Origin of the sequence: Reichenbachiella sp. MSK19-1 (assembly GCF_003590315.1) — a bacterium.
Lineage (GTDB): Bacteria > Bacteroidota > Bacteroidia > Cytophagales > Cyclobacteriaceae > Reichenbachiella > Reichenbachiella agariperforans.
The window spans coordinates 908,945-928,145 of record NZ_MIER01000002.1; the positions used below are offsets into that span (position 1 = coordinate 908,945).

The window sequence follows — 19,201 nt, forward strand, 5'->3', positions numbered from 1 at the left end:
CTTATTCATGTTTCTCTATAATGTAGAGAGTTTCAATTTTTATAGTTGGGAGTAATTTTATTCTTAATCTATCCGAATTGCTTCACTTGTCAAATGGTTACGAGAAGTTGAAGTTAGCTCTATAGTACTTAAAACCGAATAGCAAATTCATAGCCTAGCCAGAGCTGTACGGATTGACCTTCTTCGATCTCCTTGTAGAATGGAGACTGTGCGATATCATAGCCATACTGACCTGTACCTTCTCCTGTTTCTTCGGCGATGTAGATGTTGATCACTGGACCACCAGTGATGGACAGATTGTTGAGTAGCTGATAGCCGAGGTTGATGTGTAGGCGAGTCAGTAGGTTGAAGGTTTCTATAGGGTTTTCCCATTTGCCGAGGTAGTGGGCACGAGCCTCTACGGTGGCGAATAGGTTTTTGTAGAGGGAGAGTTGAGACCCAAAACCAAAACCACCAGCCCAAAGTCTTTTGTCCCTAAACTGCGTGTTGACGGAGAATACATTGTAGAACTTGTGAATACCAGAGCGAACCGTAAATCCTACAGGGAAGAGGTCGTTGTGTTCTATACCTGCTTCGATATAGCCATTCTTCTTGACGATGTTGATGAGTCCCAGTTGGATGCCAGATGCGACACTGTCTGCGTAGTTGATGACGCTAATTTGTGTACCATTTAGGATCTTGGTGACGTTGATTAGTCCTGCCAATTGTACTCCTTCGAGTTCGTTAGTGGTGTTAATGACTCCTGAGAGTTGCATGCCATCTACGCTGCGGCTGTGGTTGCTAAACCCTGCCAGTTGGAATCCATCTACTCGGCCTTTGGCAACATTGGAGAAACCTGAAATCTGTGCTCCGTCCAGTTTGCCTGAGATATTGGAGAATCCAGATAGCTGAAAGCCTGATAAACTATCTGTGACGATGTTGGTGAAGCCAGCGATCTGTGCGATTTGCCCATAGTCTCGGCTGGTATTGATGAATCCTGCCATCTGAAAACCAGAAGCACTACCGCCAACCGTATTGCCAAAACCAGCGATTTGTGCACCTGATACATTGTGTCGGTTGATGTTGTACACGCCACCGAGTTCAAATCCTTCGTCCAGTCCATAGGAGTAGCCTGCGAGTAGATTGAATGAAAGCTTGTGCCGTACCTGTCCTCCCATGCTCATGTTGGTGCCGACTGCAGGTATGAGCGAAAATTGGAAGTAGCGATCCTGTATTTCTGTGACGTTTTCGGTGTTTTTTCTATTTTTCTTACTGGTAAAGAATCGAACGAGTCGGTTGAATTCTATAGCTAGTCTATCTGTATCCGCATCGTCAGGAGTGGAGAGCGTGTTAGGAGAGAGTGTTAGGTCACTCTGTAAGGTTTGCAGATCACTGAGCTGGACGATGGTGTCTTGGTAGTTTTTGCGACTAATCGCAAAAGTGGCAAGTTCTGTTTTGGCATTGACTTCTAGTTCAAATTCTCCTTTTTCATCGGAGAGCGTAGCGTCTAGCGTATTGATCTCGTAGATGGTGACGTTTGTTAGCTTTTCTCCAGTTTCGGCATCTTTGATGTCTCCTTTGATTTTATAGGTGTGTTTTTCTTTTTGTTTGCTGGTCTTTTGGATGATGATGTAGTCACCGATGTGTTTGAGTTCGTATTGGTCTCCGAGTAAGGTTTGTAGGATTTCGTCAATGCTGACCTGTACGAAGCTTTGATTAATTACCATCTCAGATGGCAGTGCAGTAGGATTGTAGGATAGTTTGACCTGAGGGAGTGCGTCGATGGCTTGCAGCGCCTCTCGGAGTGGCGTTTGCTCGAACTCTATGGTGATAGGTTCTCTGGACTGTCCGATAGATAGGTCGCCCAAACCTATTATAAATAAAAGGATAAGAAGGTATTTAGTGACAGCCATCGCCAGATAGGTAGTAGGATTGTTCGGTTTTGGTGACTTTTAGGTCTAGGGTACTGGAGATGATATCGAGAATATTATCTAGTTCTTCGTTTTCAAAGTGAACCGTAATGCTGCATGTGGCTAGCGCTGGATTACTGAGCTGGATGTTCGATCCATAGCTGTCATGTAGTGCTGTAGCGACTTGATCCAGTGGTGTGTTTTGGAACGAAAGGCTTTTGGTCCTCCAGAAGTTATGAGTAGGTGTTTCGGGAACTGCCAGTTTGGTGAGTGATTTTGCGTAGAGGTCTAGCGAGGCACTCTCCCCAGCGTGCAATAATACTTCTTCTGAGATTGTAGAGAAGCGTACGGTTCCTTCATCTACACTGACGGATATGTGATCCGCTGAGGTTGCGTCTATGTTAAAGGCTGTTCCTATGACTGTGACCTGTGCTTGATTGAGAGTAATGACAAAGGGCTGTGCCTTATTGGCAGCCACTTGAAAATAGGCCTCTCCTTTGAGAGAAACTTTGCGTTCAGAATCTCTGAAGGTCTCAGGATAAGACAGCTTACTGTGCTGGTTTAGTGTGATGTTAGATCCATCCGCTAGTTGAAGTTCTTGTGTGTCTTCTAGAGTCGCTATCTCTAGTTGTTTATTGTCTGAGCTGATATACCACCAGCCTGCCATGAGTAGGAGCAAAAGTCCCGCAGCATATTTCAGGTATTGAGGAGGTAGTAGTTGATGCTTTTTGTGTGGAGGCTGTTTAGAGAGTAGGTTTTGGGATTTAAATTTTTCCCAGGCTTTGTCTGTTTGCGCAGTGTTTTTATCATCTAAGGTAGCTAGGGCTTTCATATCCAGATAGAAAACCTCAGCCTCATCTAATTGGCGCTGATTGCTAGGGGATGTTAGCGCCCATTGGCTTACTACATCTCTGTCTGTTTTACTGAGGTCATTTGCCCAGTAACGGTACAGCATTTCTTCACTCACGATATGTCCTTTCTCCTTGCTCATCTATAGATTTGACAACTAGCCTTCATTTTACCCTTACAAAAATTTTTGTCCTAAATATATCATCCATATTATCCAACTGGAGAGATACTGACCCAGTGCTTCTCTCATGATTTTCAGCGCGCGGCTCATCTGGGTCTCTACTGTCTTGATTGACAGGTTGAGTTCTTCAGCGATCTCTTTGTATTTCTTTTCCTCGAAGCGACTGAGCTCGAATATCTCTCGACACTTTTCTGGCATCTGTTGTATGGCCTTATTGATTTTCTCCTGTAGCTCATCCAGTTCTAAAAAATCCTGTTGGTCGGCCTCAGAATCACGCATGACATAGTCCTGATGAGCCTGTACGACCTTTTGATGCTTGAGATGGTTGAGGGATGCGTTTCGTACTGCCCCATACAGATATGACTTGACAGAGGTTTTGATTTCTATATCATGGGCTCTGTGCCATAGCGTTGTGAAAGTCTCCTGTACGATTTCTTCGGCTGTATCACTATCTTTAACATATTGGAAGGCAAACCCACACAGTGGCTGAAAAAACGATTTGAACACAGTTTCAAAGTGCTTTTCGTTTTGTAGGTCAAAGAGGCTATGTGTAGATGTAAGTGTCAAGTTAGTTTGTTAGTCAGGCGAAAGTAAAAAGAAAACAGACAATGTCCGACTAGGCCAGATCAATAGCTGATATTTTTGAGAAGAGATCAATAAATTCTGGATGCAAATAAGTTTTTATAAAATAAAAGACACCAATTTCGCATAAGATGTGTCTTTGTGTCGAAACAATCCGTACATAAGACCTGTTGCATAATTCATGACAGACTAGGTGGGCTCCCTCTTTGGGTGCGAGTGGTTTGTATATATGAGGAGCAAAAAAACAATAAATTTGAGACTAACCTATATCACAGTTTTTATCATTGGGATGATACTATCACTCGCGGCATCTGCTCAGAATGTCACGAGGATTAGGGGAGTAGTCACCGATGCTGAGACTGGAGAGGTGTTACCCTTTGTCAATATCTCTTTTGAAGGCACTACAATAGGAACTACATCCAACAGTGATGGGATTTTTTACATCGAATCTGACCAAGCCACTACCTCGCTCAAGGCATCCTATATAGGTTATGATCCACAGTTAAGACCTGTGACTTTGGGTGCTTCTCAGAAGATTGATTTTCAGTTGACCGAAGGGAGTTTAGAACTTGAAGCTGTAACGATTAGTAGCAAAAAATTACGTTATCGAAACAAAGAAAACCCTGCGGTGACCATCATACAGAAGGTCATAGACAACAAGGAGAAAAACCGAATGGAGAGTCTAGACTACTATGAATACAACAAGTATGAAAAGGTAGAATTCGATTTTAATAATATTCCTGAGGACTTCAAAGACAAGCGAATCATGCGTGATTTTCAGGTGGTATTCGATTATGTAGATACTTCAGATATCAATGGCAAAACTTACCTGCCTATTTTCTTGCGTGAGACAAGTTCGCAGGTGTACTATCGAAAGAACCCTGAACGTGAGGTAGAATATCGCCTCGGAACCAAATTGACTGGATTCGAAGATTATTTTGACAACCAGGGAATCTCTTATATCCTAGACAAGCTCTATCAGGATGTCGATATCTATGACAACAACATGAGCATACTCTCTCAGCGTTTTGTGAGTCCCATTTCTAGTCTGGCTCCACTGACTTACCAGTTTTATATTGCAGATACATTGGTCGAAAACAATGAAAAGTTATTCAAACTATCTTTTCAACCTCGGAACAAAAACAGTTTGGCATTTATTGGCAATGTGTTTATTACGACTGATTCGGCCTATGCGGTCAAAAAGATAGATATGCGCATAGCGGATGATATCAACCTCAACTTTGTAGAGGATATGTTTATCAAGCAGGAGTTCAAAAAGAACGAGTATGATGCATATGTACTTAAAACTGATGAAGTGAGTATGGATTTTAGTGTAATCGACGGTAATGGGCTTGGTATATTTGGTCGGCGGACAGTGTCTTATAATGATCTAGTCTATAATCAACAGCGCGTTGATACAATCTATACGGGCAATGAACTAGTCAAGGAAGTGAATCTGGTAGGTGACCAATCTGATGAGTTTTGGGATGGTGCACGGCATATGGAGTTGTCCAAGTCAGAGAAAGGAGTATATGCACTCAATGAGGAAGTAGAAGAATTGCCTGCTTTTAAGCGGCTTATGAACATAATGACTTTGCTCGTGATCGGATATCAAGATTTTAACAAATGGTCTATTGGGCCTGTAGGTGCTTTTGTGTCTTGGAATCAAATCGAGGGGACACGGTTTCGGTTTGGTGGTATGACGACCGAAAAGTTTAGCCGTCGCTGGCAGATAGAAGGTTATGGAGCCTATGGACTAAAAGATGAGGCTTGGAAATATGCAGGTGTCGTGTCACATTATTTTACTGAAAGTAGACTCGATCATATCCGAGTCTATTATGCCAATGACCTCATGAACCCAGGCGAAAACCTACAGTACTCGTTGGACGCGAGTGCGTTTAGCTCTTTTCGTCGAGGGGTCAATGACAAGATGATCTATACCGAGCGTATGGGGATGAGTTTTGGACGTAGATTGAAATATGGTTTTTCTTATTCTATAGGTGGAAGTATTGAAAACCTGCGTCCAGGTGGCGTGCTTAGTTTTGAGCCAGGTGTGATAGATACGACTATCAAAGACGAGGATGAACGTAAAGCCCAAGAGATAGAAGTCACTGAGTTGACAGCAGGTCTTCGTTTTGGTCCCAATGAGAAATTCTATCAGGGTCGGACAGGTATGGTTTCTATCCCGAATGAGTATCCAGTTGTTCAGTTCAAGTATTGGCATGGATTTAAAGGGGTGTTCGATGCAGATTACTCCTACGATAGATTTCAGGTCAACGTATCGAAGCGTTTTTATGTGTCTCCATTTGGGTTTACAGATGTCAACGTAGGCTATACCCAGCTTTGGGGAAAGGTGCCTTATCCACTATTGACTTTGCCACGGGGCAATCAATCCTATTCCTATCTCACCTATGCTTTCAACATGATGAACTATTTAGAGTTCGTCAGTGATCAGCAGTTCAATTTTCAGGTGACGCATTTCTTCAATGGCTATATTTTAAACAAAGTGCCGTTGATCAAGAAACTAAAGCTTCGCTCGATCATAGGCTACAAAATGCTCTGGGGGTCGCTCAGCGACGTGAATAACCCAGACTTGCACGACGACCTAGCACCATATCCACGTCATGCAGATGGAGAACAAGCCACTTATGCTTTGACACGCGACCCCTATATGGAGGCGAGTATTGGGGTATCTAATATATTTAAATTTATGCGCTTAGATGTGGTCAAGCGTATCAGCTACCTAGAGCGACCTAATGCGCCGCAGGGGTGGGCACTACGGATGAAGGTGAGAATCGAGTTTTAGCCAGAAAGGGCAGGCTTCATGAACCTATAAGGTTTTTTAATCTTATAGGTTCATAGAATATTCTATTAGATACTCTTTCCAGTGATTCTAACTTTTCCGTTGGAGTCTTTGAGGTAGAGGATGCTGTCCTTGACACTGTATTCAGTGATTTGACCAAACTGAGCTAGGAGTGAAGTCTCTATACTCAAATCAGGACACATTTTTCGAGTACTTACTATTGGCCCTATTTTGATTTTGTTGATCATATCTAATGTGTATGGTCCAGAAAAACTGTTGCAACTGGAGTGCCCTATCACCATCTCACCGATCGTATTGAACTTGATGTACGGTTGCTTTTGTCCTACTGGAAGGTTGATAGAATCTCCCTCCAGCATAGTAATGTCCCAGTGCTCTCCTAAATCCAAACTATAGTCTCTCAATCTTTGCTCTATTTCTAACAGAGTGTACTTGATGTAGTCTTTAGATGATGAAGAGGTGTCGCTAAAATCGACTCTTACTTTGAGCTGATAGAGATACCCATCTTCGAATTTGAATCCATCCACATCGTGATAAAAAACTGTCCATTCATCCATTGATAAATCTCCATCTGCCACTTGCGTCATGTAACATTCGGGTCTACCGATACTAGCACAGGGGGCAGTAAAGCTATTGATCCAGATATGGTCTATGCGGTAAGTGTATAGATCGGTTTTGTCAGTTTTGGACGCACTGCAGCTCCAAAGCATCGCGAGGGCTACCAGATAGAGAAGGGCTTTTCCTTTCATTTGAAGTATTTGATTGAAAAATGTTAAAATCGTTTGATAAAGTAGCTTTTGAGTATATTTTACAACTGATAAAGCTAAATAATCCAATGGACTGTGAGAAAAATCAAGCAGCAAAGTTTATCTAGTCTTTATGAATTCTATTGTCTATCTTAAAAACTAGAACGCTTATGAAAAATCTGTACCATAAATTATTAATCATTGCTCTGGTAGCAGTGCTATTTTCTTGTAAAGAAGATGAGGAGCCAGCACCACATACTGTAGGAGTATGGGAGTTAGAAGCGACTACTTATGAAGGTTTTCCTGACGCATATTCTTACAATGAAGGCAGGATAGTGACGCTATCAAACCTAGAGATAGATAAGTGGACATTAGAACTTAAGAAGAACAAAAGTTTTGTTGAAAAGGTGTCTTATACCAGTGGTAATCCTAGTGATAACGCCGAAGGAACGTGGGAATCTGAAGAGGAAATTTTGACGCTCACATATGAGGATGAAGACGATCCTTTGGAGTGGGATGTAGTAAAAGATAAAACCGATCAGCTATGGATTAGCTTTGAGTCATCAAATACTTTTATGAGCAATGCTATTCAGGAAGAATTGGTTGCTGATTACGGTAGTGCAGATGGTGCTAATGCTTATCTGGATGATCTTTTTGAACAATATGAAGCTGATCCTACGAATCAGGATGTAATCGATGAGCTCAATAGAATATTCACAGTGGCAACATTTGATTGGGTTTTTAAATTTAAGCGATCGGACGACTAATTGATTCAATATTCTTGCAAAAAAACATAAATAAAGTGTTAGCAGCCATGTTACTCATCCTGAGTAGCATGGCTGCTTATGCACAAAGCCCAGTTACCGTACAGGGACAGGTTTTGGATGAAAAAGGAGAGCCGCTGATAGGGGTTTCTATCCAAGTACAAAATACAGCTATAGGTGCAGTGACAGATTTGGAAGGGAACTTCCGGTTTCAGGCTGTGGTAGGTGATGTGATCGTCATGCGTATGCTCGGTATGAAGCAGCAGCAACTCACCGTAACAAATAGTCAGCCGCTACAGATCACGATGGTGGAGGATGCTGATCAGCTCGATGAGGTGGTGGTCAACGGGTTTCAGGTGGTAGATCGCAAACTCTTTACGGGAGCAGCAGCTAGACTGGAAATGGATGATGTGAAACTAGAGGGGGTAGCAGATGCCAGTCGTATGCTTGAAGGACGTGTAGCAGGGGTGACTGTAGACAATGTCTCGGGGACTTTCGGGACTTCCCCAAAAATCAGAATTCGTGGTAATTCATCCATCAATGGCAACAACCAGCCGCTCTATGTGGTAGATGGTGTGATCCTCGAAGATCTCTCAGAGGTTAATACGGACGATTTCATCTCTGGAAATGCCAATACCCTGATCAGTTCGTCCATCGCCAATATCAATCCTAGTGATATAGAGTCCTACCAGATTCTAAAGGATGCTTCGGCTACTGCCATCTATGGTGCTCGTGCCGCCAATGGCGTGATTGTCATCACCACCAAAAAAGGGCGTAGCGGTGCGCTTCAAGTTAACTATACGGGTAACTTCTCGGTAAAATTACGGCCTACCTACAGCCAATTCAATCTACTCAATTCGGCAGAAGAGATGTCTGTCTACCGCGAAATGCATAGCAAAGGATTGATAGATATCACTACGGCTGCTAAGGCTCAGACTTACGGTGCACTGGGCAAGCATTTTGTTTTGATAAACCAGAAAGATATCCCATGGGGCGCTGGTGGGGGGCTTAATGAACAGTTTCTAAATCAGTACGAAAATGCCAATACGGATTGGTTCGATGTATTGTTCAATGATTTTGGACTACAGCAGCAGCATTCTTTGAGTTTTACCTCAGGAACAGAAAAATCAACCAATTACTATTCGATTAGCTTTTTGCAGGATGATGGGCAGACCATTGCTGATCAGGTGCAGCGTTTGACTGCCACTGCGCGCAATAACTATTTTGTGTCGGATAAGTTTAATTTTGGACTGAAACTCACAGGAAGCTATAGAGAACAAGAAGCTCCTGGAACCAGTAACCGTGAGTTTGATCCGATCTCAGGAACCTATACACGTGATTTTGATATTAACCCACTGAGCTTTGCACTGAATACCAGTCGGTCGATGCGTCCCTACGATGAGAATGGTGATCTGGAGTATTTTCGTCGCAACTATGCGCCTTTCAATATCCTAGAGGAACTCCGATATAATTTTATCGATATCAATGTCCTAGATGTATCGACACAGGCTAATTTTGAATTTACCCCTGTCAAAAACCTATCCATCAACGGTGTTTTTCAGGTGCGCTATGCCAACACGAAACGTGACCATACTGTGCATGAGCGATCTAATCAGGCAGAAGCCTACCGCGCCAATGATACGCAGTTTTTTCAAGATGCTAACAATTTGCTATTTAGCGATCCAGATAATCCTGGGTTAAATCCCGTGGTGGTTTTGCCACAGGGTGGATTCAACTATCTAGACCAGACGGATTTGCTGTCTTTCTTTAGCCGATTCAGTGCCAACTGGTCCAAAGACATAGGGTTGGATCACTCCATTAATGTACTCGGGGGAACAGAAGTGAGGTATTCGGATAGGGATGAGCGGAGTTCTACAGCCATGGGTGTGATATACGAAAGTGGAGGCGTGGTGGTGACTGACCCGAATATTGTAGAGTTTTTTAATCTGCAAAACATTGATATCAACACTTTCGAGTCTAATAAAGATCGCTTCGTGGGGGTGTTTATTAATGGGGGCTATGCCTATAAGGGCAAGTATATCGCCAACTTCACCGGGCGCTATGATGGTTCGAATCAACTGGGCAAAAGCCAATCGGCTCGTTATCTGCCGACTTGGAATGTAAGTGCAGCTTGGAATATCGATCAAGAGCGATTCATGGGGCGTTTGGAATTTGTCGATCAACTCAAATTAAGAGCCACCTACGGTCTTTCGGGTAATCTACCGCCAGATGCCAGTGCCATACTTAATCTGCAGTCTGATGTGACGATTCGTCCTTCGGATGTAGAGCCATACCTCTACATAGAAGATCTGAGCAATGCAGATTTGACATGGGAAAAGCTAAAGGAGTTTAACGTAGGGATGGATATGGGATTTTGGGAAAGTCGTGTGACTACTTCGGTGGATTATTACTTTAGACAGTCCTTTGATTTGATTGGTCAAGTGTTGACGAGTGGTGTAGGAGGACAGTCACTGAAGTATGGCAACTTTGCTGATATGGAGGCGCATGGTTTTGAGGTGACCTTGAATACGATCAATTTTCAGCGAAACTCTTTCAGTTGGCGTACCAACTTCAATATCGGCTATACTCGTGACCGCATCACGAACCTAGACTATGGCCCCCGTCTGGCAGATGCTTTGGATCAAAACGGAACGGCTGTTTTGGGAGGTCCTCGTCGAGGGTTGTTTTCGACGAGATTTGCAGGATTGACTAGCAATGGCGTACCGACTTTCTATGGCTCCAACGATGAGGTAGTCGTAGAGATAGACTTGCAGGAGAGAGATGATCTTGCGGGTATTTTGCAATACGAGGGGCCATCAGAACCGAGAGGAGGAGGAGGTTTTGCAAACACTTTCCAATACAAAGGCTTTACGCTCAATGTACTCTTGTCTTACAAGTTTGATTATAAAATCCGTCTCAATGATTCGTTTAGATCGAGTTATAATGATTTTGTGTCTCTACCAGGGGAGCTACGTGATAGGTGGGTCACAACTGGGGACGAAGACAAAACCAATGTGCCGGTGATCCTGACTTCTAGACAGGTCAATATTGGTTCGGATGTGCAGGCCTATTCTCTTTACAACCAAAGCAACCTTCGTATCGTCAATGGAGACTATATACGACTCAAAAGTGTAAGGCTATCCTATCAAGTGCCAGAACAATGGGTACAAAAAGCAAAACTGCGCAATGCTAGCCTCAGCGTCGAGGGACAGAACCTTGCACTCCTCTATTCGGACGATAGGCTCAATGGACAAGATCCTGAGTTCTTTAGTAGTGGGGGAGTCGCACTGCCACAGCCTAAAATGATCACCTTTTCACTCAATATCGGACTGTAATGGGGAACTATAAGACATATCGTTACATATGGGTTGTCGTACTGGTATTCGCAGGGTGCAATGATTTCTTAGATGTGAACCCTGACAACCGTGTAGAGTTGAATGATCTAGACAAGGCGCAGCAGTTATTGACCAATGCCTACTCGATAGCTAGCCCTACTTTTACGGACTGGATGACGGATGATTTTACTTATACTTTCGGGACGACTATCAGGCCTGCTCATGCTCAGATGTATGCTTGGGAGGATGTGAATACCAGTCCTGACGAACAGGATACACCTGATTATTTCTGGTACGAAACTTATGCAGCGATAGCCCATGCCAACGAAGTGTTGGCGGTGTTGGATGAACTTCCAGTAGATTCTGACGAAGATCAAGCCAAGAAACTAGCTGTGGAAGCAGAGGCTCTGTTGACGCGGGCTTATGGCCATTTTATGCTCGTTAATATGTTTGGAGAGCATTACGAAACGTCTACTTCTGCCTTGGGTATACCCTATGTCACCAAGCCAGAAACCACTTTCCTAGCGGAGTATGAGCGACTATCTGTGTCACGTGTCTACAGTAGAATAGAGGATGATTTGGTAGAGGGGTTAGAAAAGCTGGATGATTCCTTCTATAGCAATTCGGGCAAATATCATTTTAATCAAAATGCAGCCTTAGCGTTTGCTAGTCGGTTTTATCTCTATAAAGGTGATAGAATACGATCACTACAGTATAGCAATCAGTTGTTAGGGGACAACCCACAAGCTTACATACGGGATTTTAACTCTACGGAATATCAAGCAGCTAAATCGTCTATAGACGGATATCCACAGTTGTATTCTGGAGTCGATGAACCAGCTAATTTGCTACTGATGCGTAAGATATCATTGATGCAGAGAACTGATTTTGCCTTTGGAATCGAAGAGAACTATTACGGGCAGTTATTTGCGTCCAATCCTTTTGGTGCGACTGACGAACGGGAGAATCCTGCCTTTGTCAAAGGACTCAATGCTTTGTTTCCACTACGATACGAAAGCCTCTTCGAACGCAGTAGTTTGAACTCCAATACGGGTACTCCTTACCACATAGGGGTTATGTTTAGAGGAGAAGAAGTGCTGTTCAATAGGATAGAAGCGAACATTTATTCTGGTAATCTGACAGATGCTCTAGCTGATTTTCAGGTGCTCACGGATAGGCGGTATTCTGGGGTAGCAGACCTGACACTGACCTTGGATCGTTTGCGTACTTTCTTTGGCGCGGATAACGAGCCGAGTTTTACGAATCAATTGATATTACTTAATTATTTGCTCATAGAACGCAGAAAGGAATTTATCGCACAGGGCATGCGGTGGTTTGATATCAAACGCTTTGGTATGGAAGTGACGCACCAGTATGGTAACTCGGGGAGTGCTACGCTCACAGCAGATGATCCACGCAAAATATTGCAAATACCACAGTCGGCACAGGATGTCGGCGGTTTAGAAGCTAACCCTAGATGATATGAAACAGACCGTGATAGACAGTAAGTATTGGCATGGTGTGGTGATGATTTTACTCATCCTTACTCTGGTTTCCTGTTTCGAAGATGAGTCTTTGAATGAAAAAGAAAAGGAAGTAGATGAACCCACCTCTGCATTAGATGTGTATATCGATGAGCATTTTACGGATGAGTATAACATAGCGGTGCGTTACAAGTATGTCGATAACTATGTGGAGCCAGGACAAAATGTAGCTCCTCCTAAGCTAGAAATGGTGCGTCCTATGTTAGATTTTGTGGATGATTATTGGATAGCTCCTTATCTAGCCGTAGAGAATGGGGAGGATTTCTTTCGCCGATATGTTCCAGCAGAGTTGATTTTTTTAGGAGGGCTGATTTATAATGGTGACGGTACAGTCACGCTGGGGACAGCAGATGCAGGTGCACGAATTACCTATACAAATGTCAACGGCTATGATTTGAGTGATCCCGAATGGCTCAAACTGCAGTTGCAAGTGACCTACCATGAATTTGCCCACATCATTCATCAGGAGTTTAAACTCCCATCTGGATTTGAAAATATATCTCCTGAGGGGTATTCTAGTGCTGGGTCATGGTACAACCTGACTGACGAAGAGGCATTACAACGAGGCTTTGTCTCTCCTTATGCAACGAGTTCGGCCAATGAGGACTTTGCTGAGATGGTAGCTTTCTATGTGTTTGATGCGGATTTCTTTGCGAACTATATAGATCAAGACACGGGCTGTGTCACGGCACAGTGCGAACTCGATAATGCAGGTAAAAAGAAAATTTTAGAAAAGCTTACTTCGATCAAGGATCACTATCTCAAAGTAACGGGAATAGACCTAGACGAACTGAGAGCAGAACTCCAATCACGACTATGATGAGGAAGAGCTTACGATACCTATCGATGTTAGGTTGGCTGGTGATACTAGGCTGTACAGGAGACGATGGGGCTAAATTGAACTCTGCGGATACCCGTCGCGAAGAGGCGATATCCGATCTGAAAGAGAAACTCATGGCACCTGAGCATGGATGGGTATTACACTACCAGCCTGTACCTGACGCAGGGGCTTATTACATCCTATTAGATTTTGATGAGGACGAGGTACGCATACAGTCGGATGTGTCTGCCGATGGAGGGACGCTGCTAGACCAGACGATCCCTTATCGAGTCGATGTGCAGCTGGCGGTACAACTGACCTTTGAGACGTATGCTGTTTTTCATTACCTCTTTGAGCAGGATCAATCGACGTTTGGAGCAGAGTTTGAGTTCTTTTATCTAGACGAACAAGACGGTAGTCTGCTACTGTATAGTAAGTCGGATGCGGTAGGAGAGACTACTGTTATCACCCTTGAGCCTGCTGCTGCTAATGCGGCCGACGCACTCTCTCGTGAGACCTCAGGTAATATGGAAGCGTACGAATTGTACAATCAGCCTTTTGGGACGCAGACGCTGCAGCAATTGTACCTGACTGGAGAAGATGTATCACTCTATTGGGAGATAGATTTGGTCAAACGCATCATTTCTGTGGATGGTGCTGCGCCAGGCGTGGAGAGTCGTACGATTACATCGGCTAGTTGGGTTGCTATCGATCAGACTGTAGCTTACACTTTTGCCAATGAAGGGCTAGTACTGAGTGAGCCTATCACTTTTACCCTAGGAGGAAAAAATTATAACATTGATCAGATCAAATTAGAGAACTACAGTGAGAGTGGAGACTTGTACTGTGTATCAGATATGAGAGCAGCGCCTGTCTATTCTGCGAGTATACCCGACGTAGGAGCCGTTGAGTTGCGTCATACGCTATTCAATTCTGGAGGATTGACCTTCGAGCCAGAGCCTGACTCTCCCTATTCTATTAATGTGTTTTATGCTGGAGATAGTACGGGATTGTCCTTGACGGGAGAGGATTTGACGATTGGTCAGCTGTATCCTGAGGCCAATTGGATTTTGTTTGATTATGGACTGGACTCAGCAGAAATCGACTATGCTTTTGGGATTATATTCGAGGATGAAAATGGCGTGGAACAAACCCACTACCGAGGTTATGAGACTGCTACTGTTGCGGGTAACTATATCCATGTGATCTTGAATGAGGAGTTTCACTATAGCAATCCCACAGAAGTCGATGCGACCGACGAGCAATATTTAAGAACCTTGACCGATGAGCTATTCGGTGGTGGAGAAGTCTATATCTCTCTCTGGCCGATACAAGACGGACTGGTGATCTATCGTCTATTCAATCCATGCAATGGATATGAATTCGCATTGGTTAAACCATAATGACTTAGCAACTGAGTTCGATTAATTATTGAGTCATCAGACCTGCCTGCTTCAAGGTTTCTGCAATGTGATTTTGTCTTATAGTTTATTCCGTGATAGCACATAAGCCTTAGGGGGTGCTAAAATAGCTTTGACCTTCAGGGCAACTGTTATTTAGAATCGAACTCAGGTTAGTAATTGGGCACAAGAGGGTGTACATATAACGTGATGCTGTTTGACTCCACATTACCTTACGATAAAAAGATATATATCTAAACCATTTTAGACTTATATCAAAACCCCACAACCTAACTAGGTTGTAGACACTTTGTGCTTATGTCTCATGCTCATCTACCTTATTAACTTGAGTCTGGTTTTTGGGGGAGTCAAAGTTGGGTGCTGAACTCAATATTCTAAAGGTTTAGAAGTTTAACTGTGCTTGAAGACGGAGGAGTCGTCCTTCTTGGATGTTGTTTTGTAGTTCGTAATCTTCAAACCTTCGATGTGAAAGCGTGTACATAGCCACGAGTTCGAATGTTTTGTAGACTTGCCATTCTATACCAATTTCACTTTCTCTCACGTCGTAGCTACGGGCGTCGAGTTCGTGTTTTTTTCCTCCAGAGTAGTATTGTAACCTCACAAAAGGGATGAATGTTTGTTTCCACTTATCCATTTTATAAGAGAAGGTGACATATCCTCCATGGAGGCTTTTGACCTTGATCGATTCTGATGTTTTGTCATATTCGGGCCCTCGACCTATGTTGTATTCTGCTTGTATTCCGAAAGGCTGAGGATAGAGTACAAAGGAAACTGCTGCTCTTTGATCTGTGTATTCTTTTTTAGGATTGGTTAGTACCTCTTCGCTCGTTTCCAAAAGAACGAATTTACCAGAGTATGCCTGGATACCAGGTTCGATGATTTGCTTGCCCAAAACAATGGGGTAGGAAAATCGAGAGACGACATGAAAGGTTTTATTTTGCTCTAAATGGTTAGCGGTCTGTCCGTTGTATATCCCTAGTGCAAATACACCAAAGTCTCCTGAATGTTTGAGCCCTTGCGCTTTTAAATCATGCATCAGCTCTCTTTTTTCTTTGGAGGCCCAGTAAAAAAATAGCCCCATATCTCGCTCATCTTTGACCGCACTATTTAGTGCATCATCGCGATCCAGAGGCAGCCTTTTGCTACTTGACTGCATGTTTTCAAAACCATAGGGTACTTTGCTCTGTCCGAGACGAAACCTGAATTCATTGTCCTTATCTAGCCCAATATCAACGTAGGCATCTTTCAATCTCCCCACGTGATGTGCATCTCCAGCGGTTTTGGAAAAATCTGGTTGGAAATAGAAGTATATCCTAGGGGAAATTTGTCCGTACAATTTGAAGCGTAATCTTCGAAGGTAAAGCCCTCCAGTATCTCCACCCCAAGATTCGTCACATTGCTCGCATTTTAGTTCTGGGTTAGTTTCTAGCAGTTTGTTGTACCTCACCTGCATGTATCCACTGATTGATATTTTATTAAAGAAGTCGTGTTTTTTTTCGGGGAGTGATCCTACTATTTGACCATGTGCGGTCATGGCGATCAATAGAAGAAACACTAGTGTACTTAGTCTTAAACGCATTTTAATAAGGTTATTTGATGCAGTGATGAATAGTATATCACTGTTGTCTTTGACAGAGCATGCTGCTGAGTCGGACTGATGTATTAGAGAGGTGAATTTGAAATTAGTCAGTGATTTGAGTGATGATTTCTCCTTTTTGATTCAAAATTATTTTCCACTCTTGGGTATTAGAATCAAGTTCTAGGCTGTATTCTATTCCTGATTGAGTCGTGATGCGTTGGATGTCATCGGTTTGGAATCCTTTGAAGTCTTTATCTAGTTTAGCGATAACTTGAGTCGGTAATTGATCCCGTGAGATATCTTCCTCGTGTCGGATGATTTTGCCTGTCGTGTCGTACCAGATTTCATGATCTGTGAACATTCCCGTTTCGAATTCTACATTGTACTGGTTGCCGTTCATTTCCCATTCTATGTCATAGGCTTTTGGGAAGCCTTGTTTGAAACTATTGAGAACCAAAGAGGGGATTTGGCGTGGTGAAAGATCTTGTCCTATACAAAAATGAGTACTGGCTACTAAGAGTCCTGCTACGAATACTATTCTGTGCTTTTTCATATCTGAATTAATTTATAACTCAAATAAAGAACCTGATTCTGGAATCAATCGGGAATAAAAGGGGTGCTAAGGATTATTCTAAATTATTTTTTGCACTTGACCTCAAAAATATGTTGATGCCCTTCGTAGTGGTAATTGACAGGGTAGTGGTATAGTTGACAGATGGCTTTGACCAGTGCAAGACCGAGACCTGTATTACTATGCGCATCGGATTCTTTGTGGAACCGGTTGAAGATCTTATCTGTGTTCAGTGCTTTTTCGCTGCCTGTATTGCTGATACGGAGACTGTTGTTGGAGAGCTGGAGTTCTACTTTTCCTCCTGGATGATTATGGAAAATAGCGTTTTTGATCAAGTTGGTTAGTAGGATATTGGCTAGTGTCGCATCCATCTCTACGGTCAGTTCTTCTGATATACTGAGGTTGATTTGAACCTCTTTGAAGTTAGCGATATCCTCTAAGTCCTGAATGCACTGTAGGGCTATGGCATGGAAATCGACCGTTTCGTGAGCGTAAAACTGTTTGTTTTCGATCTTGGCTAGTAGGAGCAGTGACTTGTTAAGCCTAGTGAGTCGCTCTATGATTTGCAATACCTGTGCGATATGGTCGGCATTTCCTTCTTTCAAGTCTCCACGCTCTAGGAGTAACTCTAGTTTAGTCGTCACGATAGCGAGTGGGGTCTGGAGTTCGTGCGAGGCGTTTTCGGTGAATTGTTTCTGGTGGTGGTAGGTTTCGAGTGTATGCTGTACGAGTGCGTCTGCGGTATCTTTCAGCTCATTGAATTCCGTGGTTTGCGTAGGAATAGGAGTCAAGGGGCGCGCACGGTCTAACCGAAAATGTTTGAGTTGGGTTAGGATTTTGTAGAAAGGTTGCCATAGTTTTTTGAGGACTATGTTATTGATCCATATAATACTGCTGACCAATGCGATGTATAAAAAAACAATGGACCAAAACAGGTCGGCGATGAGATCGTCCTCTTCGACCATGGACGAGATGACTTTGAGTTGGTAGTAGTGGTCTTTGAGTTGAAAGGCGGTGGTAAGGAGTCTGACGGGTTCTAGATCATCTTCGAATTGCATGTAGAGCAGTGTGTCTTTGTGGATGTCATGAGTAGCCAGTGCTCTTGTCTTAGTGATCTCAATGATGGCATAGTTGCTTTCGTCAAAATCATTTTTGTGCAGTACAGTTGAGTCTATTTCTGCTTTTTGAAGGATGAGTAGTTTGTAATTGTCCAGTCCGTCATCGATGCTGTCGTAGATTTCGTCCAACATACTGAAGTAGAATATGACTGACCAAATACTCACGATCAAGAGGATAGAAAGGGAGAGGTATCGATTGGATTGATGAAGGAGTTTGGTCTGCTTGTTTTTCATAGATGAAATACTCAGGGCTGGATGAGTTTGTACCCCACACCGTAGATGGATTCTATTTCTATTTTTGCTGTCGTGCTCTGGAGTTTCTTTCGCAGATTTTTAATCTGATAGTAGACGAAATCAAAGCTGTCGGCCTGATCGATGTGGTCGCCCCATACGTGCTCGGCTAGTGCAGTCTTGGTTACCAATCGGTTTTTGTTGACCATGAAGTAGTACAAGATATCAAATTCTTTTCGGTTGAGGACGAGCAGGCCGTCATCTACGGTGACACTACGTTCTTTGATGTCGAGGGAGGTATTACCAATTTGGATGATCTCCTTCCCACCGAGTTGTTTTCGACGCAAGACCGCTTTGATTCTGGCATTTAATTCTGCGATATGAAAGGGCTTGGTCAGGTAGTCATCAGCACCTAGGTCAAGTCCGTTGAGCTTGTCATCTAGGGAGTCTTTTGCCGAAATGATGATGACATTATGAGATTTAGCGGCTTTTTGGAGCCGCTGTAGTACATCGAGACCACTACCTCCTGGTAGCATGATATCTAGAAGTATGCAGTCATAGTCATAGTTCCATACTTTATCCATGGCGTCTTGATAGTTGTATGCTTGTTCTATGGTGTACTGTTCTTTTGCCAGTGATTCGGCTATGGTATTGGATAGTTCGGGTTCGTCTTCTATGATCAAAATCTTCATCTCCGTAAAAATAAAACGCAATTCTGGAAACAAATGGGAATTACTGGATTACACACGG

The 19,201-nt window shown here is 43.2% G+C and carries 14 protein-coding genes; 6 read left to right on the forward strand and 8 right to left on the reverse strand.

Features of this window, described 5'->3' with window-relative positions; translation table 11 throughout:
• Positions 1-128 precede the first annotated feature (128 nt).
• Genes BGP76_RS03895 through BGP76_RS03905 form a run of 3 tightly spaced genes read right to left on the reverse strand, consistent with a single transcriptional unit; the run spans position 129 to position 3,486 of the window.
• On the reverse strand, positions 129-1,892 hold the full coding sequence (locus BGP76_RS03895) for a carboxypeptidase-like regulatory domain-containing protein (protein WP_147407366.1): 1,764 nt from the start codon (positions 1,890-1,892) through the stop codon (positions 129-131).
• Entirely contained in the window at positions 1,879-2,880 is a 1,002-nt protein-coding gene (locus tag BGP76_RS03900; protein WP_119843669.1) for a FecR family protein, read from the reverse strand. The genes BGP76_RS03895 and BGP76_RS03900 overlap by 14 nt, the downstream gene beginning before the upstream one ends.
• 33 nt (positions 2,881-2,913) lie before the next feature.
• Positions 2,914-3,486, reverse strand: coding sequence for an RNA polymerase sigma-70 factor (locus BGP76_RS03905; protein ID WP_119843670.1), 573 nt, complete (start codon positions 3,484-3,486; stop codon positions 2,914-2,916).
• A 268-nt stretch (positions 3,487-3,754) separates the two neighbouring features.
• On the opposite strand from BGP76_RS03905, the gene BGP76_RS03910 reads away from it, so the two are divergent.
• Positions 3,755-6,307 (forward strand): DUF5686 and carboxypeptidase-like regulatory domain-containing protein, encoded by a 2,553-nt coding sequence (locus BGP76_RS03910; protein WP_158584038.1) that lies wholly within the window; start codon positions 3,755-3,757, stop codon positions 6,305-6,307.
• Between the two features lie 65 nt (positions 6,308-6,372).
• Here the strand turns inward: BGP76_RS03910 and BGP76_RS03915 are convergent, their stop codons facing one another.
• On the reverse strand, positions 6,373-7,071 hold the full coding sequence (locus BGP76_RS03915) for an META domain-containing protein (RefSeq protein WP_119843672.1): 699 nt from the start codon (positions 7,069-7,071) through the stop codon (positions 6,373-6,375).
• Between the two features lie 167 nt (positions 7,072-7,238).
• Between BGP76_RS03915 and BGP76_RS03920 the strand changes: the two genes are divergently transcribed.
• The 5 genes from BGP76_RS03920 to BGP76_RS03940 are packed head-to-tail and all read left to right on the forward strand — an operon-like array spanning position 7,239 to position 14,934.
• Positions 7,239-7,835: a lipocalin family protein gene (locus BGP76_RS03920; protein WP_073119137.1), complete on the forward strand. Its 597-nt coding sequence runs from the start codon at positions 7,239-7,241 to the stop codon at positions 7,833-7,835.
• A gap of 14 nt (positions 7,836-7,849) precedes the next feature.
• Complete coding sequence (locus BGP76_RS03925; protein ID WP_119843673.1) at positions 7,850-11,167, forward strand: SusC/RagA family TonB-linked outer membrane protein; 3,318 nt, start codon at positions 7,850-7,852, stop codon at positions 11,165-11,167.
• Positions 11,167-12,648 (forward strand): RagB/SusD family nutrient uptake outer membrane protein, encoded by a 1,482-nt coding sequence (locus BGP76_RS03930; RefSeq protein ID WP_119843674.1) that lies wholly within the window; start codon positions 11,167-11,169, stop codon positions 12,646-12,648. The genes BGP76_RS03925 and BGP76_RS03930 overlap by 1 nt, the downstream gene beginning before the upstream one ends.
• 1 nt (position 12,649) lies before the next feature.
• Complete coding sequence (locus BGP76_RS03935) at positions 12,650-13,531, forward strand: substrate import-associated zinc metallohydrolase lipoprotein (RefSeq protein ID WP_119843675.1); 882 nt, start codon at positions 12,650-12,652, stop codon at positions 13,529-13,531.
• Positions 13,528-14,934, forward strand: a complete 1,407-nt coding sequence (locus BGP76_RS03940) for a DUF4302 domain-containing protein (RefSeq protein WP_119843676.1) — start codon at positions 13,528-13,530, stop codon at positions 14,932-14,934. Before BGP76_RS03935 ends, BGP76_RS03940 begins: the two co-directional genes overlap by 4 nt.
• A 400-nt stretch (positions 14,935-15,334) precedes the next feature.
• On the opposite strand, the gene BGP76_RS03945 is transcribed toward BGP76_RS03940, so the two are convergent.
• The 4 genes from BGP76_RS03945 to BGP76_RS03960 form a co-directional block, all read right to left on the reverse strand.
• Positions 15,335-16,531: a porin gene (locus tag BGP76_RS03945; RefSeq protein ID WP_119843677.1), complete on the reverse strand. Its 1,197-nt coding sequence runs from the start codon at positions 16,529-16,531 to the stop codon at positions 15,335-15,337.
• 103 nt (positions 16,532-16,634) lie between these two features.
• Entirely contained in the window at positions 16,635-17,084 is a 450-nt protein-coding gene (locus BGP76_RS03950) for a PepSY-like domain-containing protein (protein WP_119843678.1), read from the reverse strand.
• Positions 17,085-17,167: 83 nt separating this feature from the next.
• A complete protein-coding gene (locus BGP76_RS03955; protein WP_119843679.1) occupies positions 17,168-18,454 on the reverse strand; it encodes a cell wall metabolism sensor histidine kinase WalK in 1,287 nt (428 codons plus the stop codon).
• 11 nt (positions 18,455-18,465) lie between these two features.
• Positions 18,466-19,143 carry a response regulator transcription factor gene (locus BGP76_RS03960; protein ID WP_119843680.1) on the reverse strand — a complete coding sequence of 226 codons (678 nt, stop codon included), beginning with the start codon at positions 19,141-19,143 and terminating at the stop codon, positions 18,466-18,468.
• Positions 19,144-19,201 lie beyond the last annotated feature (58 nt).

Excerpts from the sequence above, each read along its gene's own strand:
- BGP76_RS03895 (WP_147407366.1), bottom strand. The coding sequence starts at position 1,892 with ATGGCTGTCACTAAATACCTTCTTATCCTTTTATTTATAATAGGTTTG.
- BGP76_RS03900 (WP_119843669.1), bottom strand. The coding sequence starts at position 2,880 with ATGAGCAAGGAGAAAGGACATATCGTGAGTGAAGAAATGCTGTACCGT.
- BGP76_RS03915 (WP_119843672.1), bottom strand. The coding sequence starts at position 7,071 with ATGAAAGGAAAAGCCCTTCTCTATCTGGTAGCCCTCGCGATGCTTTGG.
- BGP76_RS03920 (WP_073119137.1), top strand. The coding sequence starts at position 7,239 with ATGAAAAATCTGTACCATAAATTATTAATCATTGCTCTGGTAGCAGTG.
- BGP76_RS03930 (WP_119843674.1), top strand. The coding sequence starts at position 11,167 with ATGGGGAACTATAAGACATATCGTTACATATGGGTTGTCGTACTGGTA.
- BGP76_RS03935 (WP_119843675.1), top strand. The coding sequence starts at position 12,650 with ATGAAACAGACCGTGATAGACAGTAAGTATTGGCATGGTGTGGTGATG.
- BGP76_RS03940 (WP_119843676.1), top strand. The coding sequence starts at position 13,528 with ATGATGAGGAAGAGCTTACGATACCTATCGATGTTAGGTTGGCTGGTG.
- BGP76_RS03945 (WP_119843677.1), bottom strand. The coding sequence starts at position 16,531 with ATGCGTTTAAGACTAAGTACACTAGTGTTTCTTCTATTGATCGCCATG.
- BGP76_RS03950 (WP_119843678.1), bottom strand. The coding sequence starts at position 17,084 with ATGAAAAAGCACAGAATAGTATTCGTAGCAGGACTCTTAGTAGCCAGT.
- BGP76_RS03955 (WP_119843679.1), bottom strand. The coding sequence starts at position 18,454 with ATGAAAAACAAGCAGACCAAACTCCTTCATCAATCCAATCGATACCTC.
- BGP76_RS03960 (WP_119843680.1), bottom strand. The coding sequence starts at position 19,143 with ATGAAGATTTTGATCATAGAAGACGAACCCGAACTATCCAATACCATA.